Below are 22,948 nucleotides of genomic sequence, written 5' to 3'. Positions count from 1 at the left end.
ACGGGTTCACGCCACGGGCCGAGCCGGACATGCCGGGTCCGCCCAGGGAGTAGGGTCGCGAGCGATGGGACACGACCTGGGCAACTTCCCCAGGCCGGTGCTTGCTGCGCTCACGGCCGCCGAGCGGCTGCTGACGCGCCGGTCGGGCGCCGGCATCGTGCTCGCCGACCCGGAGGACCTGGGGGGCAGCGAGCGCTCGGTGGTGGCCCGTGCCCGCGTGGCGCGCAACCCCTTCTCGCTGCCCCGCACGCTGGTCGTCAAGCACTACGTGGCCGCGCCCGACCCGGGCCGCCCCGACCCGTTCCACTACGAGGTCGCCAGCTGCCAGCTGTTCACCGCGCTGCCCGCGGACGCCCGGCCCAGCCCGGTGCTGATCGCGCACGACCCGCAGGCCCGGCTGCTCGTCCTGGAGGACCTCGGGCGCAGCTCCACGCTGGCCGACAAGCTCTTCGGCCCCGACCCGGAGGCCGCCCGCCGCTGCCTGCTCAGCTGGGCGCGGGCGCTGGGGCGCATGCAGGCCGCCACGGCCGGGCGCGAGAACGACTTCGGCGCCCTGCTGCGCCGCCTCGGCGAGCGCGCCTGGCGCGACCCGATGGCCGAGGACGCCAGGGCGGCGGTCGCCGGGCTGCCGGCGCTGCTGGCGCACGAGCTCGGGGTGAAGGTGCCCCCGGACGCCACCCTGGAGGCCCACGACACCGTGCGGCTGCTGGGCGCCACCCGCTACCGGGCGTTCAGCCCGTCCGACACCTGCCCGGACAACAACCTGGTCACCAGCCGCGGGGTGCGCTTCGTCGACTTCGAGTGGGGCTGCTTCCGCGACATCGCCCTGGACGCGGCCTACTTCCGGGTGCCGTTCCCCGGCTGCGAGGCCAGCTTCGCGCTCCCCGACGGCATGGCCGAGGCGATGCTCGACGCGTGGCGCAGCGAGATCGTCGAGGTCTGGCCCGACCTGGACCACCCCGAGCGGCTGGAGAAGCGGCTGCGCCAGGCGCAGCTGCTGTGGGTGTGGCTGTGCACCTGGTGGCTGTTGCCGCGCATCCGCGGTCGCGACGCGCCCGTCGGCCCGGACGCCACCCGGTCCCCGCGGATCAGCACGGCCCTGGCGCACTACTGGCGCCAGGTGGCCGCCGTGGCGGCCCGCTCCGGCATGCCGGGCACCGAGGAGCTGGGCACCGAGATCGCGCTGGCGCTCGCCGAGCGCTTCCCGGACGCCCCCACCGAGCTGCCGGTCTACCCGGCGTTCCGCTCCGTGGCCTGAGCCCCGCCGCCCTCGGATGTGTGCGCCGCTGGGCCGGCGTGACCCCCTGCGGCGACGACCGAGCCTCGATCGGGGCGCCTGGTGGCGTAGGCCCGACCCCCGCGGGTAGTCAGCGGGCATGACCCGAGCCGCAGCCATGCTGGACACCACGCCCGCCACGTACGGCTTCGACCGCGACGCCCTCGCCGAGTGCATCGCCGCGTGCGTGGAGTGCGCGCAGGCCTGCACCGCGTGCGCCGACGCCTGCCTGAGCGAGTCGGACGTGGCCGCGATGCGCCGCTGCATCCGCCTCGACCTCGACTGCGCCGACGTCTGCGAGGCCACCGGCCGGGTGCTGTCCCGGCAGACCGCCTATGACGCCGACGTCACCCGGGCCGTGCTCGAAGCCTGCGCCACGGCGTGCCGGGCCTGCGGCGACGAGTGCGCGACGCACGGCGAGCACGGCATGGAGCACTGCCGGGTGTGCGCCGAGGCGTGCCGCCGCTGCGAGCGGGCCTGCCGCGCGCTGCTGGCGGCGACGAGCTGAAGCGATCGTCCGGTTCCGCAACGCCTCTCAGGCGGCCGGGCGCACGGGCGTCGGCGCGGCCGGTGCGGTGGGCGACGCCACGCCCAGCAGCGCCTCGATCCGCCACAGCTGCGCGCGGGTGCACGTCGGGCAGATCCAGGTGATGGTGCCGTCGGGCTCGTGCTGGCTGCTCCACGCCAGGCCGGCGGCGTCGGCCGGGGTCCGCGGACGCGCGCAGAGCGGACAGGGCAGCGGCGAAGGGGTGTCCATGGGCGTCGAGCGTCGCGAGCCGACGTTGCCCGTCGGTGAACCCGGCGAAAACCCTACGGTCCGTGGACGCCCGGCTACCGCACCCGCGACTGGCGCAACCGACCGGCTCAGAGGCGACGCAGAAACCGGTCCATCCGGACCAGCGCCTCCTCGAGCTTCGGCAGCGCGGTGGCGTACGAGCAGCGCACGTGGCCCTGCCCGGAGGGCCCGAACACGTCGCCGGGCACGACCGCCACGTGCTCCTCGTGCAGCAGCCGCTCGGCGAAGGTGGCCGAGTCCAGGCCCGACGAGCGGATCGAGGGGAACGCGTAGAACGCCCCGCCGGGCTCGGGGCAGTCCAGCCCGATCTCGCGCAGTCCCTTGACGAACACCCGCCTGCGCCGGTCGTAGTCGGCCACCATCGCCGCGACGTCGGCGTCGGCGTGCTCCAGCGCCTCCACCGCGGCCAGCTGCGAGACGTGCGGCGCGCACAGCATCGTGTACTGGTGCACGCGCACGCACAGCTCGGCGACCGCGGCCGGGGCGCAGATCCACCCGACCCGCCAACCTGTCATCGCGTGCGCCTTGGAGAACCCGCCGAGCACCACCGTGCGCTCACGCGCGCCGGGCAGGGCGCCCAGGCAGGTGTGGGTGCCGGTGTAGGTGAGCCGGTCGTAGATCTCGTCGGAGACCAGGTAGAGGTCGTGCTCCTCGGCCAGGCGCACCAGGGCCTCCAGCGCCGCCCTGGGCTGCACGGCGCCGGTCGGGTTCGCCGGCGAGCCGAGCAGGATCGCCTTCGTGCGGGGTGTGACGGCCGCCCGGACCACGTCGGCGTCCACCGCGAACCCGTCCTCCCAGCGGGTCGGCACGGCCACCGGGACGCCGCCCGCGAAGCGCACGCACGGCTCGTAGGCCACGTAGCAGGGCTCGGGCACGATCACCTCCTCGCCCGGGTCGAGCAGCACCCGCAGCGCCAGGTCGAGGCCCTCGGACACCCCGGTGGTGATCAGGCACTCGTCGGCCGGGTCGTAGCCGACGCCGTAGCGCGTGGCCAGCTCCGCGCAGATGAGCTCGCGCAGCCGGGGCAGGCCCGCGTTGGAGGTGTAGGTGGTGTAGCCGTGCTCCAGGGCGTAGATCCCGGCCTCGCGCACGCGCCACGGGGTGGCGAAGTCGGGCTCGCCGACGCCGAGGGAGATCACGTCGTCCATCTCGGCGGCGATGTCGAAGAACCTGCGGATGCCCGAGGGCGGGCACGCGGTGATCGTGGCGTTCAGGGGGCGCACTGTGTCCTCGCCGGCCTCAGGGGGTGACCGGCAGGCGGTGGTCCTCGGCCGGGCGGTCGAAGGCGTCGCCGTCGCGCTTGTAGGTCTTGAGCACGAAGTGCGTGGCGGTGGACCGGACCCGGTCGATCGTGGACAGCTTCTGGGACACGAAGTCCGACACCGCCCGGATGGTCGGACCGGTGACGGTGCAGCGCAGGTCCTGGCTGCCCGAGACCAGGTAGACGCTGCGGACCTCGTCGAAGCGGGCGATGCGGGTGGCGACGTCGTCGAACCCGACGCCGCGCGCGGGCGCCACCGAGACGTCGATGAACGCGGTGACCGTCTCCCGGGTGGGGTCGTGGTCGACGGCGTCCCAGTCGACCACGGCCTTGTAGCGCCGGATGGCGCCGGAGGCCTCCCAGCCCGCGATGGCCGCGCTGACCTCGGCCACCGGCAGGCCGATCATGGTCGCGATGGTGTCGTGGGAGAGCTGGGCGTCGCGCTCCAGCAGTTCGAGGATCTGGCGCACGGCCCGACCCTACGTCGACCGGCCGCGTCCGGACGGCACCGCGAGCGCGGTGGCGAGCCGTCGCACCGCTTCGTGCAGCACCTCCGGCGGGTGGGAGGCGAAGCAGCAGCGCGCCGCCGCGGGCAGGGGCGTGCCGACGGCGAAGGCGCTGCCCGGCACGAACCCGACGCCGGCGTCCAGCGCGCGGGGCAGCGCGGCGGTGGTGTCGGTGCCCTCCGGGAACTCCAGCCAGCAGAACATGCCGCCGGTGGGGTCGGAGCCGACGGCGTCGGGCAGCAGCTCGGCGACCGCGGTGGTGAAGGCGGCGGCCCGGGCGGCGCCTTCGCGGCGCAGCGTGGCGAGGTGCCCGGCGAACCAGTCGCGGTCGCCCAGCAGATCGGCCGCGATGGACTGGGTGAGCGTCGAGCCGCACAGGTCGGCGCCCTGGCGCAGCAGCTCGACCGCGGCGGTGACCTCGCCCGGCCCGACCAGCCAGCCGACCCGCAGCGCGGGCGCGAGCACCTTCGAGGCGCTGCCCAGGCGGACCACCCGCTCGCCGTGCGCGGCCACCGGCGCGGGGGTGGCGCCGTCGAAGGCGAGCAGGCCGTAGGGGTCGTCCTCGACGACCAGGAAGCCGTGCCGATCGGCGAGCTCGGCCAGCGCCCGGCGGCGCTCGGCGGCCAGGGTGACCCCGCGCGGGTTGTGGAAGCTGCTGACCGTGTGGACGAGCCGCGGGCGCAGCCCGCCGGCGAGCAGGTCGGCCAGCTCGTCGACGCGCATCCCGTCGGCGTCCAGGCCCACCGGCACGACGACGGCGCCGGCCGCCTGGAACACCTGCAGGGCCCCGACGTAGCCGGGATCCTCGACCACGACCGCGTCGCCCGGGTCGAGGACCGCCCTGGCCAGCAGGTCGAGGGCCTGCTGGGACCCGCTGGTCACCACGACGTCGCCCGGGAGCACGGGACCCCGTGCGCCGCCCGTGCCGCGCTCGGTCTCGTGCGCGGCGACGACCTCCCGCAGCCGGGCGAGACCGGCGGTCTCGCCGTACTGGACGGCGGCGGGGTCGGTGAGGGCCCGCGCCGCCGCGGCGGCGATCCGCTCGCGGGGCAGCAGGTCGGCCGCGGGCAGCCCGCCGGCCAGGCTGATCACGTCGGGGCGGGCGGTGAGGGTGAGCAGGTCGCGGATCGCCGAGCCGCGCACGCCCGCGGTGCGGGCGGAGATCGTGGGGGAGGGGGAGAGGGTCATCGGGGGCTCCGGTCGCCGGACGGATGGGGCTCGTCCTGGATCGACAGGGCGGGGGGCACCGGGGTGGGGCGCAGGTACGAGGATGCCCAACGTTCCCGGTCGGTGGAAGCGGATTCCCGAAATCTGGGATCGGTGGGTACGCCGGCGCCGCCGCTGACGGCCGCGCACCGCGTGTCGGTGGCGAGTGGCAGGCTGGGGGAGATGGACACCGACGGCCTGTTCGACCTCGACGGGTTCGGTGCCGACGAGCCCGCCGAGTCGGCAGCCGCCCCGCCCCGCCCCACCGCCAGCACCCCGCTGGCGGTGCGGATGCGCCCGCGCACCCTCGACGAGGTCGTCGGCCAGGGCCACCTGCTGCGGCCCGGGGCCCCGCTGCGCCGGCTCGTCGAGGGCGGCGCCGCGGCGTCGGTGCTGCTCTACGGCCCGCCCGGCACCGGGAAGACCACGATCGCCCGGCTGCTGGCCGGCGTGGGGGAGCGCCACTTCGTGGCGCTGTCGGCGCTGTCGTCGGGGGTGAAGGAGCTGCGCGCGGTCATCGACGACGCCCGTCGCCGCCGCGACTACCGCGGCCAGCAGACGGTGCTGTTCGTCGACGAGGTCCACCGCTTCTCCAAGACCCAGCAGGACGCCCTGCTCGGCGCCGTGGAGGACCGGGTCGTGCTGCTCGTCGCGGCCACCACCGAGAACCCGTCGTTCTCGGTGGTCTCCCCGCTGCTGTCGCGCTCGCTGGTGCTGCAGTTGCAGTCGCTCACCGAGGACGACGTGCGCGCGCTGCTGCGCCGCGCGGTCACCGACCCGCGGGGGCTGGGCGACGCGCTGCGGGTGACCGACGAGGCCGAGGACGCGCTGGTCCGGCTGGCCGCCGGCGACGCACGGCGGGCGCTGACCGCGCTGGAGGCCGCCGCCGACGGCGTCCTCGGCGAGCGCGGCGCGGCGGACGCCGATACCGGAGCCGGAGCCGGGGAGCGGCCCGAACTCGACATCGCCGCGGTCGAGCGCGCCGTCACCGAGGTCGCCGTCCGCTACGACCGCGCGGGCGACCAGCACTACGACGTGATCAGCGCGTTCATCAAGTCGATCCGCGGCTCCGACCCCGACGCCGCCCTGCACTACCTGGCCCGGATGCTGGTGGCGGGGGAGGACCCGCGGTTCATCGCCCGCCGGCTGATGGTGCACGCCAGCGAGGACGTCGGGTTGGCCGACCCGACGGCGCTGCCGGCCGCGGCGGCCGCCGCCCAGGTGGTGCAGCTGGTCGGGCTGCCCGAGTGCCGCCTGGCGCTGGCCCAGGTCACCGTGCACCTGGCCACCGCCCCGAAGTCGAACGCGATCATCACGGCGCTCGGCGAGGCGGAGGCCCAGGTGCGCGCGGGCGCGGTCGGCGCGGTGCCGGCCCACCTGCGCGACGGCCACTACGCCGGTGCCCAGAAGCTCGGCAACGCCGTGGGCTACCGCTACCCGCACGACGTGCCCGACGGCGTCCTCGCCCAGCAGTACCCGCCCGACGAGCTGGTCGGCGTCGACTACTACCGCCCGACCAACCGCGGCGCGGAGCGGGCGCTGGCCGAGCGGCTGCCCCGGCTGCGCCGCGCCGTCCGCGGCACCCGCCCCGAGTAGGGGGGCGGGCGTCACCGGTCGAGCGGCATCCGCGCGGCGACCACCGTGCCACCGCCGGCCGCGCCGGACACGGCGAAGGTGCCGCCGAGCGCCTCGACGCGGTCGCCCAGGCCGCGCAGCCCGGTGCCCAGGGCGGGGTCGGCGCCGCCCACGCCGTCGTCGACGATCTCGACGACCACGGCGCCGGCCGGGCGGCGCACGGATACCGACGCGGAGCCCGCCCGCGCGTACCTGGCCACGTTGGTCAGCGCCTCGGAGGCCACGCAGTAGGCGGCGAAGGCGACCGGCTCGGGCAGCACCGGTCCGGGCTCGACGGTCACCGTCGTCGGGACGGCCGAGCGCGTGGCCAGCGCGTCGAGGGCGATGTCGAGGCCATGGTCGAGCGTGGCCGGGTGGATGCCGCGGGCCAGTTCGCGCAGCTCGGCCAGCGAGCGGGCGAGCTCGTCGCCGGCCGAGGTGACCAGCAGCTCCGCGTCGGCGGGGTCCTCGCGGATGCGCCGCTGGATGAGCGAGAGCTGCAGCGCCAGCGTCACCAGCCCCTGCTGGGCGCCGTCGTGCAGGTTGCGCTCGATGCGCCTGCGCTCGGCGTCGCCCGCGGCGATGATCCGCTCCCGGGACGCGGCCAGTTCGGCCAGCCGGGCCTGCGCCTCGGCCTGCAGCTGCCGGGTCTCCAGTGCGATCGTGGCCGCGGCGCCGACGGCCTCCACCAGCTCCGGGTCGTCGTCGAGGGTCCGGTCGTAGAGCAGCGCGGCCACCGGCGCGCCGTCGCGCTCCACGACCGCGATCGACCGCTCCGCGTCCGGGCCGGGCAGCGGCACCGCCGCGCCCGCGCCGTCGACGTAGGAGCCGTCGGGCCGCGCGTAGGCGACCAGCAGCGCCGGATCGCCGAGCGCCGCGGCCAGGGTGGGCTGCAGCTCGTCGGGGCCCACCGTGCGCAGCGCGCGGACCAGCTCGGTCAGCCCGCCGCGGGCCAGCCGCGAGCGCAGCAGGCCGACCAGGAAGGCCAGCGGGACCGTGGCGATCGAGCACGCCGCGAGCCACAGCACCACCTGCGACACCCGCGGGACCCGGGACCCGGCGTGCACGAGGTCGATGACCAGCAGCGCCGCGAACAGCAGCAGGCACGCGGCGCCGGCCACCCCGGGCAGCAGCGCCCGGCGCCGCGGCGGGGAGGCGCCGCGGAACCGCGCCCCGACCACGACCACGGTCGCCAGGCAGACGGCGAGCAGCAGGGTCCGCTGGAGCACGTCGACGACCGCGGCGAGCTGGGGGTGCGCGACGACGAGCATGACGTTGTCCTCGATCGGGGAGAACGCCAGGTACAGGGGCGCGAGGACGAACACCTCGACGGCGACCGCACCGACCAGCACGCGGTCCACCCGGGTGCGCAGCCGACCGCCGGTGAGGAACGTGAGCAGGAGCGGGACGAAGAACAGGATCCACAGGTCGGGCAGCCAGTGGCCGATGGTCGTCGCGAGCGGGTGGTCGACCAGGCCCAGCAGCGGCGAGACGTAGAAGGCGAAGCCGGTGGCCGTCATGAGCAGGCCGCTGCGGTTGTCCGGGCGGCGGTGCCACGCGATCAGCCCGCACGCCGTGAACGACCCGCCGACCAGCCGGAACACCAGGTACACCGGCTCGCCGAAGGGGTTGTCGCCGCCCAGCACGAGCGGGGAGAGCGCGCCGAGCTCGCCGGCGACGGCCGCTGTCCACAGCACGATCCAGCCGGCCCGCGAGGGCGCGGGCACGACGGAGCGGCGCGCGGCCCGGGCGCCGGCGGGCGGGGGTGCCGGAACGGGATCGGCCGTCATCTGGCCTCGTCTCGTCGGCAGGGCCGCCATGGTAGGGCACCTCCCCACCGCGGCGGCACCCCTCGGAGCAGGGTTTGCCCCGTACCGCCACCGGTCGCGCCGGTGCCACCATCGGGGCATGCGGGCTCGGGTGCTGATCGTCGACGACCACCCGTCGTTCCGCTCGATCGCGCGCCGGCTGCTCGTCGACGGCGGGTTCGCCGTGGTCGGCGAGGCCGCCGACGGCGCGGGGGCCATCAGCGCCGCCCGTGAGCTGCACCCGGACGTCGTGCTCCTCGACGTCCAGCTGCCCGACCTGGACGGCTTCGCCGTCGCCGCGGTGCTCGCCGCGCAGCCCGCTCCGCCCGCCGTCGTGCTGGTGTCCAGCCGGTCGCGCGCGGACTACGGCACCCGGGTCGGCGACAGCCCCGCGGTCGGGTTCATCGCGAAGGCCGAGCTGAGCGGCGACGCGGTGGGCCGCCTGCTGCGGTGCGCCGGATGAGGGCGTGGCCGGTGCCGGCCCTCGCCGTCGTGGGGGCCGCGCTGCTGGTCGAGCGGCGCACCGCCGCGTTGCGCGCCGAACTGGTCGAGGTACGCGCGTCGCGGGCCCGGATCGCCTCCGCAGCCGACGACGCCCGCCGGGAGGCCGAGCGCGTCCTGCACGACGGCGCCCAGCAGCGGCTGCTGTCGGTCGCGCTGGTGCTGCGGATGGCCCGCGCGCAGCTCCCCGGGCCGGGCCGGGGAGCGGACCTGCTGGAGGAGGCGGCCGCCGAGCTGGCCGCCGCGCTCGGCGAGCTGCGCGAGCTGGCCCGCGGGATGTACCCGGTGCTGCTTACCGACGCCGGGCTGGGTCCCGCCCTCGCCGCGCTCGTCGAGCGCAGTACGGTGCCCGCCGAGCTGGTCGAGGTGCCGCGGCGCAGGCTGTCCCGAGCGGACGAGCAGGCGTGCTACTTCGTGGTGTCCGACGCGCTGGCGCTCACCGCCGGCGCGCTCGACCGCGCGCCGGGTGGCCGGGTGCGGATCGTCGTGCGCGACCGGGGAGGCCGGATGGACGTCGAGGTGACCGCGCGGGTGCCCGGAGGGGTGCCGGAGGTGCCGCGGGCCGGGCTGGGCGGGCTGGAGGACCGGGTCGCCGCGCGCGGCGGCACGCTGCGGACGACCTCGTCCGCCGACGGCGTCGGGGTGCGGGCGGTCCTGCCGTGCGGGTGATGGTGGCCGACGACGCGGCGTTGTTCCGCGAGGGATTGGCCCGGCTGCTCGCCGACGCCGGGTTCGAGGTCGTCGCGCAGGTCGGCGACGCCCGCGCGCTGCTCGACCGGATCGGGCAGGACCCGCCCGACGTCGCGGTCGTGGACATCCGGATGCCCCCGACGCACACGACCGAGGGCCTCGACGCCGCCCGGGCTCTGCGGACGAGCCACCCGGGGGTCGGTGTGCTCGTGCTCTCCGCGCACGTCGAGCCGCACTACGCGCTGCAGCTGATCGAGGACGGCGCCCGCGGCGCGGGCTACCTGCTCAAGGAGCGGGTCGCCGACCTCTCCGAGCTCACCGACGCCGTCCGGCGGGTCGCGGCGGGCGGGCTGGTGGTCGACCCGTCGGTGGTCGCCCAGCTGGTCGGGCGCAAGCGCGCCCGCAGCCCGCTGGACGAGCTGACCGACCGCGAGCGCGAGGTGCTGACCGTGATGGCGGAGGGCCGGACCAACCAGGCCATCTGCCGGCGGCTGTTCCTCAGCCCGAAGACCGTCGAGGCCTACGTCCGCGCCATCTTCACCAAGCTCGGGCTGCACCAGGGCGCCGACGACAACCGGCGGGTGCTCGCCGTGCTCACCTACCTGCGCGGCTGACACGGGCATGGGGTGGCCGGACCCTCCGCGGGCCGGCCACCCCGTCCTGCCCGTGGCTCAGCGGGCCAGCACGTCGATCGAACCGGTCACCGTGCTCACCTCGATGCTGCGGTCGGCGCCGGGATCGTTGTCGACACCCACGTCCACCTGCCCGATCAACACGTCGGCGCTCACCCGGTAGGCGCCCCGGGGCACGCGCACGGTCACCGGGCCGGCGACCGTCGCCACCCGCACCGCCTCGGGAGCGGTGGCGAAGTCGACGCTCACCGGACCGGCGGCGCTGTCGACGCTGAACCGCGGCACGTCCAGGTCGACCGCCTCCACCGGGCCCGCCGCGCCGCGCACCCGCACCTCGGTCCCGGCCGGCACGGCGATCTCCCGGCCGACCTCGCAGCCGATGTTGAAGTCGGCGCAGTCGGAGGTCAGGGTCAGCACACCGTCGACGAGCCGCTGCCCGAGGACGGGCTGGTAGCCGGGCGTCCAGGCGCGGGTGGTGCGCACGTCCACGTCCGGGCCGGTGGCGGCGGTCAGGCGCACGGACCCCTCGTCGAACTCGACGACGACCTCGCGCACGCCGGCCACGGACTGCGCCGTGGTCTCGCGCTGCAGCGAGGTGGAGACGGTGACGCCCAGGGCGATCGCGCCCGCGGTGATGCCGCCGACCAGCACCGCGCCGGTGCCGACGACCAGCGCGGTGCGCCGGCGCCGCCGGGGCGGGATCGGCTCGACGGGCGGGGGCAGGTGGCCGGCGGGCAGCTGTGTGCTGGTCATGGCCACCAGGCTGCGCCGATCCGCCCGCCGCCAGTACCGGCCCAGCACCCGATCCCGGACAGGGTTTTCCCTGCGTGCGGGCCCGGGACGACCCGCTGCCGGTCCGCGCCGTCGCGGCGCAGGCTCGGCACGAGCGACCGACCGCAGGAGGACACCGTGATCGAGGTTCGTGGCCTGACCAGGCGCTACGGCGCGACGCTCGCCGTCGACGACCTGTCGTTCACCGTCGAGCCCGGCCGGGTGACCGGCTTCCTCGGGCCGAACGGCTCGGGCAAGTCGACCACCATGCGCCTGGTGCTGGGGCTCGACCGCCCCAGCGCCGGGCTCGCCCTGGTCGACGGCGTGCCGTACCGGGAGCTGGCCCACCCGCTGCGCACCGTCGGCGCGCTGCTGGACGCGAGGTGGGTGCACCCCAACCGCACGGCCAGGGCGCACCTGCGCTGGCTGGCCCGGTCCAACCGGCTGCCACCCGGGCGGGTCGACGAGGTGCTCGACCAGGTCGGGCTGACCGCGGTCGCGGACCGGCGGGCGGGGGCGTTCTCGCTGGGCATGGCCCAGCGCCTGGGCATCGCCGCGGCGCTGCTCGGCGACCCGGAGATCCTGCTGTTCGACGAGCCGGTCAACGGCCTGGACCCGGAGGGCATCGTCTGGGTGCGCCGGTTCGTGCGGGGCCTGGCCGCCCAGGGGCGCTGCGTGCTGGTCTCCAGCCACCTGCTCCCGGAGATGGCGCTGACCGCGGACGAGCTGGTGGTGATCGGGCGCGGGCGGCTCATCGCGCAGAGCACGACGGCGGAGTTCGTGGACAGCGCCTCGCGGACGAGCGTGCGGGTCGACGGCCCGCGGCTCGACGAGCTGGCCGCGGCCCTGCGCCGGGCGGGCGTGGAGGTCGGCCCCTCCGGTGACGGCGCGCTGACCGCCACCGGCACCCCGATGGCGCGCATCGGGCGCGTCGCCGCCGACGCCGGGTTGGCGCTGAGCGAGCTGTCGCTGCACCGCGGGTCGCTGGAGGAGGCCTTCATGCGGATCACCGGGCACGAGGTCGAGTACACCGCGGGCGGACCCGCCGGCGGACCGGACGACTCCGCGGCGCTGACCGCGGCGAAGGGGTGAGCCGGATGTCGGTGGCAGCCGGGAGCACGACGATCGCGCGGCCGGGTTTCGCCGCCGCGGTCGCCGCGGAACGCATCAAGCTGACCGGCATCCGCTCGCCGTGGTGGTGCGCGGGCGCCGCGGTCGCGGTGACGGCCGGGCTGGGCGCGATCGTGTCGGTCGCGACCCGGTACGAGGGTGGTCCGCTCACGGTGGCCACCACCCAGCTCGTCCACAGCGCGGGGATGGCGGTGGTGATGGTGATGGCCGCGCTCGCGATCACCACCGAGCACTCGACCGGCACCATCCGCACGACCTACCTGGCCGTGCCGCGGCGCGGGGTGGCGCTGGGCGCCAAGGCGGTCGTCGTCGCCGCGGTCGCCGCCGCCGTCGGCCTGGCCGGTGCCTTCGGGTCGTGGGGGCTCAGCGCCGCGCTCGTCCCCGACGTCGACCTGGCGCTGCACGGGGCGGTCGAGTGGCGCCAGGTCGCGGGGGTCGGCGCGGTCAACCTGCTGGCCGCGGTCATCGCCCTGGCGGTCGGCATCCTGGTCCGGCACACCGCGGGTGCGGTGGCCCTGGTGCTGGTGTGGGGCCTGGTGGCCGAGCAGCTGATCGGCCTGCTGCCCGGCGTCGGCCCGGCGCTCACCCCGTGGCTGCCGTTCCAGGCGGGCAAGTACTTCGTCACCGCGGACGGCACCGCGACGGGCCTGCTCGGGTCGCCCTGGGCGGCGCTGGGCTACCTGACCGCGGTGGCGGCGGGGCTGCTGGCCGTGGCCGTCGCGGTCGCGCGCCGCCGCGACGCGTGACGGCGCCCCGACCGCGGTGCTCGGCGGCCGACCGGTCCCCTCAGCCGGTCGGCCGCCGTCCGAGCAGGTGCAGCGCCAGCAGCCACGGGTCGTCGGGCTCGCCGGGCACCGCCGGCCCGAACGAGGCGCCCGGCCGCGTGCGCGACTCGTCGTCGGGCACGGTGCGCGCGATCCGCAGCGTCGCCTCGACCAGCTCGTCGTCGGGGCGGTAGGGCAGCTCGAGCGCCGTGGCCACGTCCCAGCCGTGCACGACGGTGTCGAGCAGGTGCATCCCCTGGACGACGCGGGCCGGGATCCGGCCGAAGGCGGCGAACTCGGCCAGCAGCAGCGTGCGGTCGGGGTCGGCGGCCGCGGCGGCGAGCGCGTCGGCCACCCGCGTCGCCGACTCGGACCACTCGCGGGCGGGGTCGGCGCCCGGTGGCCGGTCGGCGAACGACTCGATCCCGGCGTCGCGCTCGGCGGCGTCGGCGAACCCGTGGTTCTGGCCGATGGCGTGGGCCAGCAGCCGGCGCAGGTCCCAGCCCGCGCACGGGGTCGGGCGGCCCAGGTCGGCGGGGGTGACGCGGGCGACGAGGTCGCCGACCAGGTCGAGGGCGCGGCGGTGGAGGGTGGCGGCGTCCGAGATCGTCTTCATTGGTAGATAATCTACCAGAGTAGACGATCTGTCAACGCCGCGGGTCCCGGTACCGTGACCCCGTGTCCGAGCCGGCAGACTTCGCCGCGCGCCGCGAGGACGTGGGCGCGCAGCTGCACCGCGTGCTGCGCCGGATCCTCGCCGCGGAGACCGCGCTGCTCGACGCCCGCGACGTCGAGATGTGGGACTACGCCGTGCTGGCCGCACTGCGCGACGGCCCGGCGCAGAAGCAGGCCCAGCTGGCCGCGGCCATCGGCCGCGACCGCACCCGGCTCATCGCCAGCCTCGACCGGCTCGCCGGGCGCGGGCTCGTCGAGCGCGACCCCGACCCCGACGACCGGCGCAACCGGATCGTCACGCTCACCCCGGCCGGTCGGGAGCTGCTCGACGCGTGCCGCGGCGACATCCGGGCCATGGAGGCCGAGCTGCTCGCCGACGTGCCGGAGGCCGACCGGGCCGCGTTCCTGCGCGCGCTGGACCGGCTCGCCGAGCGCGCCTCGACCTGACCGCCGGGCGCCTCAGACGGCCGCGCGCTGCACCGGGCAGCTCATGCAGCGCGGCCCGCCCCGGCCCCGGCCCAGCTCGCCGCCCGGGATCTCGAGCACCTCGATGCCGTTGCGGCGCAGGAACGTGTTCGTGGTGACGTTGCGCTCGTAGGCCACGACGACGCCGGGGGAGACCGCCAGCGCGTTGCACCCGTCGTCCCACTGCTCGCGCTCGGCGGCGTGCACGTCCTGCTCGGCGGTGAGCACGCGTACGGAGGGCAGCCGCAGCGCGGCGGCGATCGCGTCGTACATCGCGTCCGGCGCGTGGTGGGTGACGCGCATCCCGCCCGCGCCGTCGGGGCGGACCGTGTAGGCGGGCAGCAGCCCCAGCCCCGCGTAGGCGGTGAAGGTCTCCGGGTCGACCATGGTCAGGACCGTGTCGAGGTGCATCAGCGCGCGCGTCTCGGGCAGCCGCAGCGCCACGATCCGGTCCACCTCGCCGCCCTCGAACAGCGTGCGGGCCAGCCGTTCGACGCCCGCCGCCGTCGTCCGCTCGCTGATCCCGACCAGCACGGCGCCCCCGCCGAGCACCATGATGTCGCCGCCCTCGGTCGTGGCCGGCCCGCTGGCGGTGCCCCGCGACCACAGCGCGAACCCGGTCCCGGCGAACTTGGGGTGCCAGCGGTAGACGGCCTCGTAGTGCACGGTCTCGCGCATCCGGGCCTTCTTGCGCATGCTGTTGACCGCCACGCCGCCGTGGATCCAGGCCGAGGTGTCGCGCGTGTAGAGGTGGTTGGGCAGCGGTTCGAGCACGAAATCGTCGGCGTCGAGGACGTGCAGCGCGATCGAGCGCGGCTCCGGGATCCGGTCGAGCAGCTCGCGCTTGGTGATGCCGCCGATGAGGTGGTCGGTGAGCGCGTCGAGGTCCATCGCGTCGAAGCACTCGCGCAGCGCGTCGACGGCCAGCGGCCCGTAGACCCGGTCGTCGAAGATGCTGTCGAGCACGTGGTCGCGGGCCTCGGGGATGGCGACCGTCTCGCGCAGCAGCTCGCCGAACAGGTGCACCTCGACGCCCCGCCCGCGCAGCAGGTCGGCGAACACGTCGTGCTCCTGCTGGGCGCGGTGCACCCACAGCACGTCGTCGAACAGCAGCCGGTCCTTGTTGCCCGGGGTCAGCCGCTTGAGCTCCGGCCCGGGCCGGTGCAGGACGACCTGCGAGAGCACGCCCACCTCTGAGTCCACGCGGAACATGGCGCCCATCCTGCCCGGCAGGATGGCCCGGTGCGCCTCGACCGGCTCGACCAGGACCTCATCGCGCTGCTCACCGAGGACGCCCGGGCCAGCTACGCGGAGCTGGGCGCCCGCGTGGGCCTGAGCGCCTCGGCGGTCAAGCGCCGGGTCGACCGGCTGCGCGAGCGGGGCGCCATCACCGCGTTCACCGTCCGGCTCGACCCGGCCGCGTTGGGCTGGGCGGTCGAGGGCTACGTGGAGCTGTTCTGCGCCCAGAGCACGACGCCGGGCGCGATCCGGAAGGCGGTGGCGCGGTTCCCCGAGGTGGTCGACGCCAGCACGGTGTCCGGCGACGCGAACGCCGTGCTGCGGATCCTGGCCGCCGACATGCGCCACTTCGAGCGGGTGCTGGAGCAGATCGGCGCCCAGCCGATCGTCGCGCGCACCCGGTCGGTGCTGGTGCTCAGCCCGCTGCTGCGCCGCACGGCAGCCCCGCGACCGGACTGAGGGCCCCGCGCAACGGATCGCCGCGCGGCACCGCCGAGGCGCAACGATCCGGCGCCGACCGGCAGCGTCGCGTGGTTGCCCACCGCGCGCGGTGCTCCGGACAATTGCCGTACCCGGCGCCGCCGGCCCTCCCCACCGGCCCGATCGTGGAGCGTGCCCATGTCCACCACCGCGACCACCCCTGCGATCACCGCCGCGATCACCGAAGCGACCACCCCTGCGACCACCGCGACCGCCGCGCACGAGCGGATGGTGGCCGCCCACTCGGCGCACAACTACCACCCCCTCCCGGTCGTCGTGGCCACCGGCGAAGGCACCCGGGTCACCGACGTCGAGGGCCGCAGCTACCTCGACTTCCTCGCCGGGTACTCGGCGCTCAACTTCGGCCACCGCCACCCCGCGCTGGTGGCCGCCGCGCACCGCCAGCTCGACCGCGTCACGCTCACCAGCCGCGCGTTCGGCAACGACCAGCTCGGCCCGTTCTGCGCCGAGCTCGCCGCGCTGCTGGGCAAGGCGGTGGTGCTGCCGATGAACACCGGGGTCGAGGCCGTGGAGAGCGGCATCAAGGTGGCCCGCAAGTGGGGTTACGAGGTCAAGGGCGTCGCCCCGGACCGGGCGCGGGTCATCGTGGCCGCCGGCGGGTTCCACGGCCGCACGATCAGCGTCGTCGGGTTCTCCACCGATCCGCAGGCGCGGGCCGGCTTCGGCCCCTTCACCCCCGGCTTCGACGTGGTCGAGTACGGCGACGCCGACGCGCTCGCCGCCGCCGTCACCCCGGACACGGTCGCCGTGCTCGTCGAGCCCGTCCAGGGGGAGGCGGGCGTGGTCGTCCCGCCACCGGACTACCTGCCCGCCGTGCGACGGGCCTGCGACGCGGCCGGCGCCCTCATGATCGCCGACGAGGTCCAGTCCGGGCTCGGGCGCACCGGGCACCTGCTGGCGACCCGCGCGTCGGGCGTGGAGGCGGACGTCTACCTGCTGGGCAAGGCGCTCGGCGGTGGGGTGCTCCCGCTGTCCGCGGTGGTCGCCGACGCCGACGTGCTCGGCGTGCTGCGCCCGGGCCAGCACGGCAGCACCTTCGGCGGCAACCCGCTGGCCTGCGCGGTCGGCCGCGAGGTGATCGGCCTGCTGTCCGACGACGGGCCGGGCGGCCTGCTGGCCCGGGCGCGCGAGCTGGGCGCGGTCCTGCGGGAGCGGCTGGCAGCGCTGGTGGGGCACGGCGTCGTCGGGCTGCGCTGCGCCGGCCTGTGGGCGGGGGTGGACGTCGACCCGGCCCTCGCGACCGGGCGGGAGGTCAGCGAGGGGCTCGCCCGCCGCGGGGTGCTCGTCAAGGACACCCACGGCTCGACGGTGCGGTTCTCGCCGCCGCTGGTCGTCACCGAGGACGAGATCGCCGTCGCGGTGGCGGCCCTGGGCGCGGTGCTGGCCGACCTCCACCCCGAGCCCAGCGTGACCGCCCGCCCACCCATCTCCTGATCATGACCGCTCGGCCCTGGTGATCGACCGCACGGCGACGGGGACCGTGTCGGTGGTGGTGGGGCGCCGTGTCGCCGGTCCGCCGGTCTCCGCCGGGACCGCGCTCGGCGAGTCGGGTTCCGCCGGCTCGACGGCCGCCGACGGCGAATTGGCTACTCAGCGTGACTGTCAGTCGGGGGTCGCGAGGGTCGATCCGGTCGTGCCGAGCGCGGTGGCGGGCGATGACCTGGTGCTCCGGTACGGCCCCGGCGCGGCGCGCCCCGCGGCGCATTGATCCGAACAGGCGATTACCGAAGCGTTCCGGTAACACGTCCATTGGCCGATCCGAAGCCTTCGCGAGATGCGGTTGTGATCCTTTCCCGGGTCGGGTCCGCGGCGCCCCGATTCGTCGGTTCGGTGCCGCGAAGTCGTCGCGGTGCCCGTCGCGCCCGCCTGAGCAGGACTTTCGGCTCCGGCGGACGCGCGGGGAAATGCGGTCCGTCGCCCCGACCCGCCGCCGGTGTCGGGTCCCCACCGTGTAAGCACTCCCGCCCACGCCGGTCGCGAGCAGCGCAGACGCGGTTCCGCCCCTGGTGGGCGCGGGGGTCGTGGACGACACCGCGTGCAGGGGGCCCGGCGGCCCCCGCTACGGTGACGGAACGGCCGGTGGGTTTCAGTCGGTGGGGTCGTCCTCGGACGGCCCGGTCGAATGAGCCGCTGACCGGGCGTAACCATTTCGAGGCCTGGGGTCGCTTGACTCGGCAGTCCGCAGTCACCCAGGATGCTTACTTGAAGGTCGAATGATCTTCGGTCGAGGCCGGGCACAGCCGCGATCGGGGAGTCGGCCGGAAGGGCACGACAGGAGGCGCGGGCGCGCCACTCGCCGAGGGCACCGGTGGGCGGCGGGCAGCACGTATCGACGGGTGCGCCGTTGCCTCCTGAGTACGAGCAGTGACATGCGCTCCGGTTGTTCACGGAGCGCGTGAATCGTTCATTGCCGACCGGTTCCGGCCGGCAAATCGGGGAGGGGTCCCATGAACATGTCCGTTGTGGACGGCTACGCCGTCCTGACCGCGCAATCCGACCGATGAGCGCCGTCGGGCTGGTCGAACAGCCCACGCACCCGGCACTGCGGCCGGTGGGCGTCGCGCACCAGGGCGCCGACGTGGCCGCGCCGACCGCCCAGGACACGGTTGCCGCCGTGCCCGGTCCGCGGTCGGGGCAGGCCGTCGTCGAGTCGGCCACCCAGGTGCTGACGCCGGTCCAGCCGCTGCACCCGGGCACCCGCGGCGGAGCGGCCGTGGTCGCGCCGGTCCCGGTCGAGGACGTCCTGCCGGTCGCCGAGGTGGCCGTCGAGATCAGCCCGGAGACCATCGCGGAGCTGACCGCCCCGGCGCGCCCCGCGCCGCCGGCCGACGTGCCGCTGCTGGAGCGGCTGGTCGCCGACGCGGTCGCCGGGAACGTCACGGCCCGCGAGCGGCTGCTGACCGAGATCCACCCGCTTGTGCTCCGCTACTGTCGCGGCAGGCTCGGCCGCCAGGAGACGGTGATCGGCTCCGCCGACGACGTCGCCCAGGAGGTCTGCCTGGCCGTGGTCGGGGCGCTGCCCAGCTACAAGATCAAGGGCCTGTCGTTCCGGGCCTTCGTCTACGGGATCGCCGCGCACAAGGTCACCGACGCGTTCCGGGCCATCGGGCGCAACAAGTCCGAGCCGATGGCCGAGCTGCCCGACGTGGCCGTCACCAACGACGGTCCCGAGCAGCGGCTGCTGGCCGGCGAGCTCGCCGAGCGCCTCGGCGGCCTGCTGCACCGGCTCACCCCGCGCCAGCGCGAGGTGCTGATCCTGCGCATCGTGGCGGGACTGTCGGCGGAGGAGGTCGCGCACATCGTCGGGTCGACGCCCGGCGCGGTGCGGGTCACCCAGCACCGGGCGCTCAACCGGCTGCGCGCGGTCATGTCGAGCACGTCCGACATGGGCCGCTACGGCGAGGTGTGAACTGAGCACCCGCCGGTGACGGGCGGGGGCGGCGCCGGGCACAGCGCCGCACCCCGACCCGGACCGGCACCCGGACGTCCGCGAGGCGCCGGCGGGGCAGTCGCCCGCCGGCGCCTCGCGCCGTCGCGGGGGTACGTGCGCGATCTTCGCGCCGGCCCCGCTCGGCCCCGCTGACCGGGCGACACACGCGAACCCGGGGGCGGCGCCCGCGAGCCCCGGAGTAGCCTGTGCACGTTCCGCCGGCCGGGTTCTCCGGGCCGGCGCATCCAGCTGGAGTACGGGGAGGCTACGTGTCGGTGGGCCAGATCGCGGCGCTGATCGCGGCGGGGGCCTTCGTGGTCCTCGTGCTGTTGCTGGCCGTCCCGCTGCTCAAGCTGGGCCGCACGCTCGACGAGGCCACGGTCGCCATCCGCAAGGCGCACGAGGGCAGCGCTCCGCTGCTCGACGGCGCCCAGACCACGCTCAGCCAGGTCAACACCCAGCTCGAGCGCGTCGACGGGATCACCTCCAGCGCCCGCGCGGTGAGCAGCAACGTGTCCGTGCTGACCTCGCTGTTCACCGCCACGCTCGGCGGTCCGCTGGTGCGGGCCGCGGCGTTCTCCTACGGCATCAACAAGGCCGTCCGGGCCCGTCGCGCCGCCCGCGACGCCGGCGACGCGCGCCCGGGCGGGCGCCGGAACCGGCGGCGGCGATGAAGCGGCTGTTCTGGCTGGGCGTCGGCCTGGCCGCCGGCTCGTACGTGGCCCGGCGGGCCAACGCCGCCGCCCAGGCCCTCACCCCGGCCGGTGTCGGCGCCAACCTGGCCGACGGCCTGCGCGAGCTCGGAGCCGGCATCGGCGCCTTCGGCGCGGAGATCCGGGCCGGCATGGACGAGCGCGAGCGGGAGCTCTCGGCGATGGTCGAGCGGCAGACGGGCACCCGGCTGCCCAGCTACGCCGACGCCCTGCGGGAGCCGGCCCCGGCCGCCGTGCCCGCCCCCCGCGGCGCCCGACCGTCGCCCCGCGCGCGAGCGCGCCGGGCAGGGGCGTGACGCGCGGCGTCCGTGCCCTGCCGTTCCCTGCCCGCAGTGACCGCCCTCCCCGGTGGGCCCGGTAGGTCGCCCACCGTCCATCACCAGACGAAGGCACCACCGTGCAGACCCACGAGATCGCCCGCCGGTTCACCGAGCACTTCACCACCGCCGGGCACACCCGCGTCCCCAGCGCCTCGCTGATCCTGGACGACCCGACCCTGCTGTTCGTCAACGCCGGCATGGTCCAGTTCAAGCCCTACTTCCTGGGCGAGGCCCCGCCGCCGTACCCGCGGGCCACCTCCATCCAGAAGTGCGTGCGCACCGGCGACATCGACGAGGTCGGGCGCACCACGCGGCACAACACGTTCTTCCAGATGGCCGGCAACTTCTCCTTCGGCGACTACTTCAAGGCCGGGGCGATCGAGCACGCCTGGAACCTGATCACTGGCAGCCAGGGCTCCGGCGGCTACGGCTTCGACCCCGACCGCATCTGGGTCACGGTCTACCGCACCGACGACGAGGCGATCGAGCTGTGGCAGCGGATCGCCGGCCTGCCGGCCGAGCGCATCCAGCGCCGCGGCGGCAAGGACAACTACTGGGACATGGGCGTGCCCGGTCCCGGCGGGCCGTGCTCGGAGATCTACTACGACCGCGGCCCGGAGCACGGCCGCGAGGGCGGCCCGGTCGCCGACGAGGACCGCTACATCGAGATCTGGAACCTCGTGTTCATGCAGGACGTCCGGGGGGAGCTCAGCCCCAAGGACGAGCACCCGCCGATCGGCTCGCTGCCCAAGAAGAACATCGACACCGGCATGGGCGTCGAGCGCGTGGCCTGCCTGCTGCAGGGCGTCGACAACGTCTACGAGACCGACCTCGTCCGCCCGGTGATCGCCCGGGCCGAGGAGTTCTCCGGCCGGCGCTACGGCGCCGGGGGCGAGGACGACGTCCGCTTCCGCGTCATCGCCGACCACGCCCGCTCCGGCGTGATGATCATCGGCGACGGCGTGACCCCGTCCAACGAGGGCCGCGGCTACGTGCTGCGCAGGCTGCTGCGCCGGATCGTGCGCTCGGCCCGGCTGCTGGGCGTGAACGAGCCGGTGCTGCCGGCCTTCGCCGAGGTCGTGCGCGACGCGATGGCGCCGTCCTACCCGGAGCTGGCCACCGACTTCGAGCGCATCCGGGCCGTCGTGCAGGCCGAGGAGGACGCCTTCCTGCAGACCCTGACCTCGGGGTCGCGGATCTTCGACACGGCGGTCGCGGAGACCAAGCGGGGCGCCGGGCTGGTGCTGCCCGGCGACCGGGCCTTCCAGCTGCACGACACCTACGGCTTCCCGATCGACCTGACCCTGGAGATGGCCGCCGAGGCCGGGCTGCAGGTCGACCGCGACCGGTTCGCCGAGCTGATGGACGAGCAGCGCACCCGGGCCAAGGCCGACGCCCGGTCCCGCAAGGTCGGCCACGGCGACGGCGCGGTCTACCGCACCGTGCTCGACCGCGCCGGCGACACCGAGTTCCTCGGCTACACCGACCTGGCCGCCGAGGCCACCGTCGTGGGCCTGCTGGTCGACGGCGTGGCCACGCCCGCCGCCCGCGAGGGCGACAGCGTCGAGGTCGTGCTGGACCGCACGCCGTTCTACGCCGAGGCCGGCGGCCAGCAGGCCGACACCGGGCAGCTGCGCGGGGCCTCGTTCACCGTCCGCGTGGACGACGTCCAGTCGCCGGTGCCGGGGCTGCGCGTGCACCGCGGCACGGTCGTCGCCGGAGAGGTCTCGCTCGACGCCGCGGTCGTGGCCGAGGTCGACCTCGGGCGCCGGGCCGCCATCTGCCGCTCGCACACCGCGACCCACCTGGTGCACGCCGGGGTGCGCGGGGCGCTGGGCCCGACCGCCGCCCAGGCCGGCTCCCTGGACGCGCCGAACCGGCTGCGCTTCGACTTCACCTCGCCGTCGGGCGCGGTGTCGCCGGCCGCGCTGGCCGAGATCGAGGACGAGGTCAACACGGTCCTGCAGGAGAACCGCGAGGTCCAGGCCTACGAGACGTCCATGGACGAGGCCCGCAGGCTCGGCGCCATGATGCTGTTCGGCGAGAAGTACGGCGACCGGGTCCGCGTGGTCGACATGGGCGACTACTCCCGCGAGCTGTGCGGCGGCACGCACGTCACGCGCACCGGCGAGATCGGCATGGTCAAGGTGCTGTCCGAGGCCTCGATCGGCTCGGGCGTGCGGCGCGTCGAGGCACTGGTCGGGTTGGACGCCTTCCGGCACCTGTCCAAGGAGCACCTGCTGGTCTCCACCCTGGCCGACCAGCTCAAGGCCCGTCCCGAGGACCTGCCCGAGCGGGTCGGGTCGATCGTGGAGCGGCTGCGCAACGCCGAGCGCGACCTGGAGAAGGTGCGCGCCGACGCGGTGCTGTCCTCGGCGGGCGAGCTGGCCGCGGGGGCCGAGGACGTCGGCGGCGTGGCCCTGGTCGCCGTGTCCACCCCCGACGGCATCGCGGGCAACGACCTGCGCGCGCTGGCCTCCGACGTGCGCGCCCGGCTGGGCAGCCGGCCCGGCGTGGTCGCGCTGTTCTCCGCCGACGGCGCCAAGGTGTCGTTCGTGGTCGCCACGACCGCCGCCGCCCGCGACCGCGGGCTGGCCGCCGGCAAGCTGGTGCCCGCGTTCGCCGCGGCCGTCGGCGGGCGCGGCGGCG

General features: G+C 75.7%; 24 protein-coding genes. 16 read left to right on the top strand and 8 right to left on the bottom strand.

Going from position 1 to position 22,948, the window contains the following annotated elements; translation table 11 throughout:
• Positions 1–64 precede the first annotated feature (64 nt).
• Positions 65–1,258, top strand: coding sequence for a hypothetical protein (locus tag KIK08_RS20980; protein WP_214404916.1), 1,194 nt, complete (start codon positions 65–67; stop codon positions 1,256–1,258).
• 118 nt (positions 1,259–1,376) lie between these two features.
• Entirely contained in the window at positions 1,377–1,784 is a 408-nt protein-coding gene (locus KIK08_RS20975; protein WP_214404915.1) for a four-helix bundle copper-binding protein, read from the top strand.
• A 27-nt stretch (positions 1,785–1,811) separates the two neighbouring features.
• On the opposite strand, the gene KIK08_RS20970 is transcribed toward KIK08_RS20975, so the two are convergent.
• The 4 genes from KIK08_RS20970 to KIK08_RS20955 all read right to left on the bottom strand — a co-directional run bounded on the left by KIK08_RS20970 (position 1,812) and on the right by KIK08_RS20955 (position 5,027).
• Positions 1,812–2,033 carry a hypothetical protein gene (locus KIK08_RS20970; protein WP_214404914.1) on the bottom strand — a complete coding sequence of 74 codons (222 nt, stop codon included), beginning with the start codon at positions 2,031–2,033 and terminating at the stop codon, positions 1,812–1,814.
• Between the two features lie 107 nt (positions 2,034–2,140).
• Complete coding sequence (locus KIK08_RS20965; RefSeq protein WP_214404913.1) at positions 2,141–3,295, bottom strand: aminotransferase class I/II-fold pyridoxal phosphate-dependent enzyme; 1,155 nt, start codon at positions 3,293–3,295, stop codon at positions 2,141–2,143.
• Between the two features lie 16 nt (positions 3,296–3,311).
• Positions 3,312–3,803: an Lrp/AsnC family transcriptional regulator gene (locus KIK08_RS20960; RefSeq protein ID WP_214404912.1), complete on the bottom strand. Its 492-nt coding sequence runs from the start codon at positions 3,801–3,803 to the stop codon at positions 3,312–3,314.
• A gap of 9 nt (positions 3,804–3,812) precedes the next feature.
• Entirely contained in the window at positions 3,813–5,027 is a 1,215-nt protein-coding gene (locus KIK08_RS20955; RefSeq protein WP_214404911.1) for an aminotransferase-like domain-containing protein, read from the bottom strand.
• Between the two features lie 201 nt (positions 5,028–5,228).
• Here KIK08_RS20955 and KIK08_RS20950 point away from each other — a divergent pair, with 201 nt between their 5' ends.
• Positions 5,229–6,641, top strand: a complete 1,413-nt coding sequence (locus tag KIK08_RS20950; RefSeq protein ID WP_214404910.1) for a replication-associated recombination protein A — start codon at positions 5,229–5,231, stop codon at positions 6,639–6,641.
• An 11-nt stretch (positions 6,642–6,652) separates the two neighbouring features.
• Here KIK08_RS20950 and KIK08_RS20945 read toward each other — a convergent pair whose 3' ends face one another.
• Entirely contained in the window at positions 6,653–8,449 is a 1,797-nt protein-coding gene (locus KIK08_RS20945) for a sensor histidine kinase (protein WP_214404909.1), read from the bottom strand.
• 118 nt (positions 8,450–8,567) lie between these two features.
• On the opposite strand from KIK08_RS20945, the gene KIK08_RS20940 reads away from it, so the two are divergent.
• Genes KIK08_RS20940 through KIK08_RS20930 form a run of 3 tightly spaced genes read left to right on the top strand, consistent with a single transcriptional unit; the run spans position 8,568 to position 10,272 of the window.
• Entirely contained in the window at positions 8,568–8,930 is a 363-nt protein-coding gene (locus tag KIK08_RS20940; protein ID WP_214404908.1) for a response regulator transcription factor, read from the top strand.
• Positions 8,927–9,637, top strand: a complete 711-nt coding sequence (locus tag KIK08_RS20935; protein WP_214404907.1) for a histidine kinase — start codon at positions 8,927–8,929, stop codon at positions 9,635–9,637. Before KIK08_RS20940 ends, KIK08_RS20935 begins: the two co-directional genes overlap by 4 nt.
• Positions 9,628–10,272 carry a response regulator transcription factor gene (locus KIK08_RS20930; RefSeq protein WP_214404906.1) on the top strand — a complete coding sequence of 215 codons (645 nt, stop codon included), beginning with the start codon at positions 9,628–9,630 and terminating at the stop codon, positions 10,270–10,272. Before KIK08_RS20935 ends, KIK08_RS20930 begins: the two co-directional genes overlap by 10 nt.
• Positions 10,273–10,329: 57 nt before the next feature.
• On the opposite strand, the gene KIK08_RS20925 is transcribed toward KIK08_RS20930, so the two are convergent.
• Positions 10,330–11,043 (bottom strand): hypothetical protein, encoded by a 714-nt coding sequence (locus tag KIK08_RS20925; protein WP_214404905.1) that lies wholly within the window; start codon positions 11,041–11,043, stop codon positions 10,330–10,332.
• A gap of 156 nt (positions 11,044–11,199) precedes the next feature.
• On the opposite strand from KIK08_RS20925, the gene KIK08_RS20920 reads away from it, so the two are divergent.
• Both KIK08_RS20920 and KIK08_RS20915 read left to right on the top strand, forming a co-directional pair.
• Positions 11,200–12,153: an ATP-binding cassette domain-containing protein gene (locus KIK08_RS20920; protein WP_214404904.1), complete on the top strand. Its 954-nt coding sequence runs from the start codon at positions 11,200–11,202 to the stop codon at positions 12,151–12,153.
• 5 nt (positions 12,154–12,158) lie between these two features.
• Positions 12,159–12,938: a hypothetical protein gene (locus tag KIK08_RS20915; protein WP_250557458.1), complete on the top strand. Its 780-nt coding sequence runs from the start codon at positions 12,159–12,161 to the stop codon at positions 12,936–12,938.
• A gap of 40 nt (positions 12,939–12,978) precedes the next feature.
• Here KIK08_RS20915 and KIK08_RS20910 read toward each other — a convergent pair whose 3' ends face one another.
• On the bottom strand, positions 12,979–13,572 hold the full coding sequence (locus KIK08_RS20910; protein ID WP_214404903.1) for a TIGR03086 family metal-binding protein: 594 nt from the start codon (positions 13,570–13,572) through the stop codon (positions 12,979–12,981).
• Positions 13,573–13,634: 62 nt separating this feature from the next.
• Here KIK08_RS20910 and KIK08_RS20905 point away from each other — a divergent pair, with 62 nt between their 5' ends.
• Positions 13,635–14,078, top strand: coding sequence for a MarR family winged helix-turn-helix transcriptional regulator (locus KIK08_RS20905; RefSeq protein ID WP_214404902.1), 444 nt, complete (start codon positions 13,635–13,637; stop codon positions 14,076–14,078).
• Between the two features lie 12 nt (positions 14,079–14,090).
• Here KIK08_RS20905 and KIK08_RS20900 read toward each other — a convergent pair whose 3' ends face one another.
• On the bottom strand, positions 14,091–15,308 hold the full coding sequence (locus KIK08_RS20900; RefSeq protein WP_214404901.1) for an arginine deiminase: 1,218 nt from the start codon (positions 15,306–15,308) through the stop codon (positions 14,091–14,093).
• A gap of 30 nt (positions 15,309–15,338) precedes the next feature.
• Here KIK08_RS20900 and KIK08_RS20895 point away from each other — a divergent pair, with 30 nt between their 5' ends.
• The 7 genes from KIK08_RS20895 to alaS all read left to right on the top strand — a co-directional run.
• On the top strand, positions 15,339–15,794 hold the full coding sequence (locus KIK08_RS20895) for an Lrp/AsnC family transcriptional regulator (RefSeq protein WP_214404900.1): 456 nt from the start codon (positions 15,339–15,341) through the stop codon (positions 15,792–15,794).
• A gap of 159 nt (positions 15,795–15,953) precedes the next feature.
• Entirely contained in the window at positions 15,954–17,270 is a 1,317-nt protein-coding gene (gene rocD / locus KIK08_RS20890) for an ornithine--oxo-acid transaminase (protein WP_214404899.1), read from the top strand.
• Between the two features lie 19 nt (positions 17,271–17,289).
• Positions 17,290–17,544, top strand: a complete 255-nt coding sequence (locus KIK08_RS20885; protein ID WP_214404898.1) for a hypothetical protein — start codon at positions 17,290–17,292, stop codon at positions 17,542–17,544.
• Between the two features lie 1,122 nt (positions 17,545–18,666).
• Complete coding sequence (gene shbA, locus KIK08_RS40125) at positions 18,667–19,245, top strand: RNA polymerase sigma factor ShbA (RefSeq protein ID WP_308257767.1); 579 nt, start codon at positions 18,667–18,669, stop codon at positions 19,243–19,245.
• Positions 19,246–19,535: 290 nt separating this feature from the next.
• On the top strand, positions 19,536–19,940 hold the full coding sequence (locus KIK08_RS20875) for a DUF948 domain-containing protein (protein WP_214404896.1): 405 nt from the start codon (positions 19,536–19,538) through the stop codon (positions 19,938–19,940).
• Positions 19,937–20,275, top strand: a complete 339-nt coding sequence (locus tag KIK08_RS20870; protein WP_214404895.1) for a hypothetical protein — start codon at positions 19,937–19,939, stop codon at positions 20,273–20,275. The genes KIK08_RS20875 and KIK08_RS20870 overlap by 4 nt, the downstream gene beginning before the upstream one ends.
• 101 nt (positions 20,276–20,376) lie before the next feature.
• Positions 20,377–22,948: alanine--tRNA ligase (alaS, locus tag KIK08_RS20865; protein ID WP_214404894.1), on the top strand; the 2,572-nt coding region annotated here is incomplete at its 3' end.

This window comes from Pseudonocardia lacus, assembly GCF_018531445.1.
In the GTDB taxonomy this organism is placed as follows: Bacteria; Actinomycetota; Actinomycetes; order Mycobacteriales; family Pseudonocardiaceae; genus Pseudonocardia; species Pseudonocardia lacus.
Note: the sequence above shows the minus strand (reverse complement) of the source record. Positions and strands in the feature narration are given on the sequence as shown.

Excerpts from the sequence above, each read along its gene's own strand:
- KIK08_RS20980 (WP_214404916.1), top strand. The coding sequence starts at position 65 with ATGGGACACGACCTGGGCAACTTCCCCAGGCCGGTGCTTGCTGCGCTC.
- KIK08_RS20975 (WP_214404915.1), top strand. The coding sequence starts at position 1,377 with ATGACCCGAGCCGCAGCCATGCTGGACACCACGCCCGCCACGTACGGC.
- KIK08_RS20970 (WP_214404914.1), bottom strand. The coding sequence starts at position 2,033 with ATGGACACCCCTTCGCCGCTGCCCTGTCCGCTCTGCGCGCGTCCGCGG.
- KIK08_RS20955 (WP_214404911.1), bottom strand. The coding sequence starts at position 5,027 with ATGACCCTCTCCCCCTCCCCCACGATCTCCGCCCGCACCGCGGGCGTG.
- KIK08_RS20950 (WP_214404910.1), top strand. The coding sequence starts at position 5,229 with ATGGACACCGACGGCCTGTTCGACCTCGACGGGTTCGGTGCCGACGAG.
- KIK08_RS20945 (WP_214404909.1), bottom strand. The coding sequence starts at position 8,449 with ATGACGGCCGATCCCGTTCCGGCACCCCCGCCCGCCGGCGCCCGGGCC.
- KIK08_RS20940 (WP_214404908.1), top strand. The coding sequence starts at position 8,568 with ATGCGGGCTCGGGTGCTGATCGTCGACGACCACCCGTCGTTCCGCTCG.
- KIK08_RS20935 (WP_214404907.1), top strand. The coding sequence starts at position 8,927 with ATGAGGGCGTGGCCGGTGCCGGCCCTCGCCGTCGTGGGGGCCGCGCTG.
- KIK08_RS20925 (WP_214404905.1), bottom strand. The coding sequence starts at position 11,043 with ATGACCAGCACACAGCTGCCCGCCGGCCACCTGCCCCCGCCCGTCGAG.
- KIK08_RS20915 (WP_250557458.1), top strand. The coding sequence starts at position 12,159 with ATGTCGGTGGCAGCCGGGAGCACGACGATCGCGCGGCCGGGTTTCGCC.
- KIK08_RS20910 (WP_214404903.1), bottom strand. The coding sequence starts at position 13,572 with ATGAAGACGATCTCGGACGCCGCCACCCTCCACCGCCGCGCCCTCGAC.
- KIK08_RS20900 (WP_214404901.1), bottom strand. The coding sequence starts at position 15,308 with ATGTTCCGCGTGGACTCAGAGGTGGGCGTGCTCTCGCAGGTCGTCCTG.
- rocD (WP_214404899.1), top strand. The coding sequence starts at position 15,954 with ATGTCCACCACCGCGACCACCCCTGCGATCACCGCCGCGATCACCGAA.
- KIK08_RS20870 (WP_214404895.1), top strand. The coding sequence starts at position 19,937 with ATGAAGCGGCTGTTCTGGCTGGGCGTCGGCCTGGCCGCCGGCTCGTAC.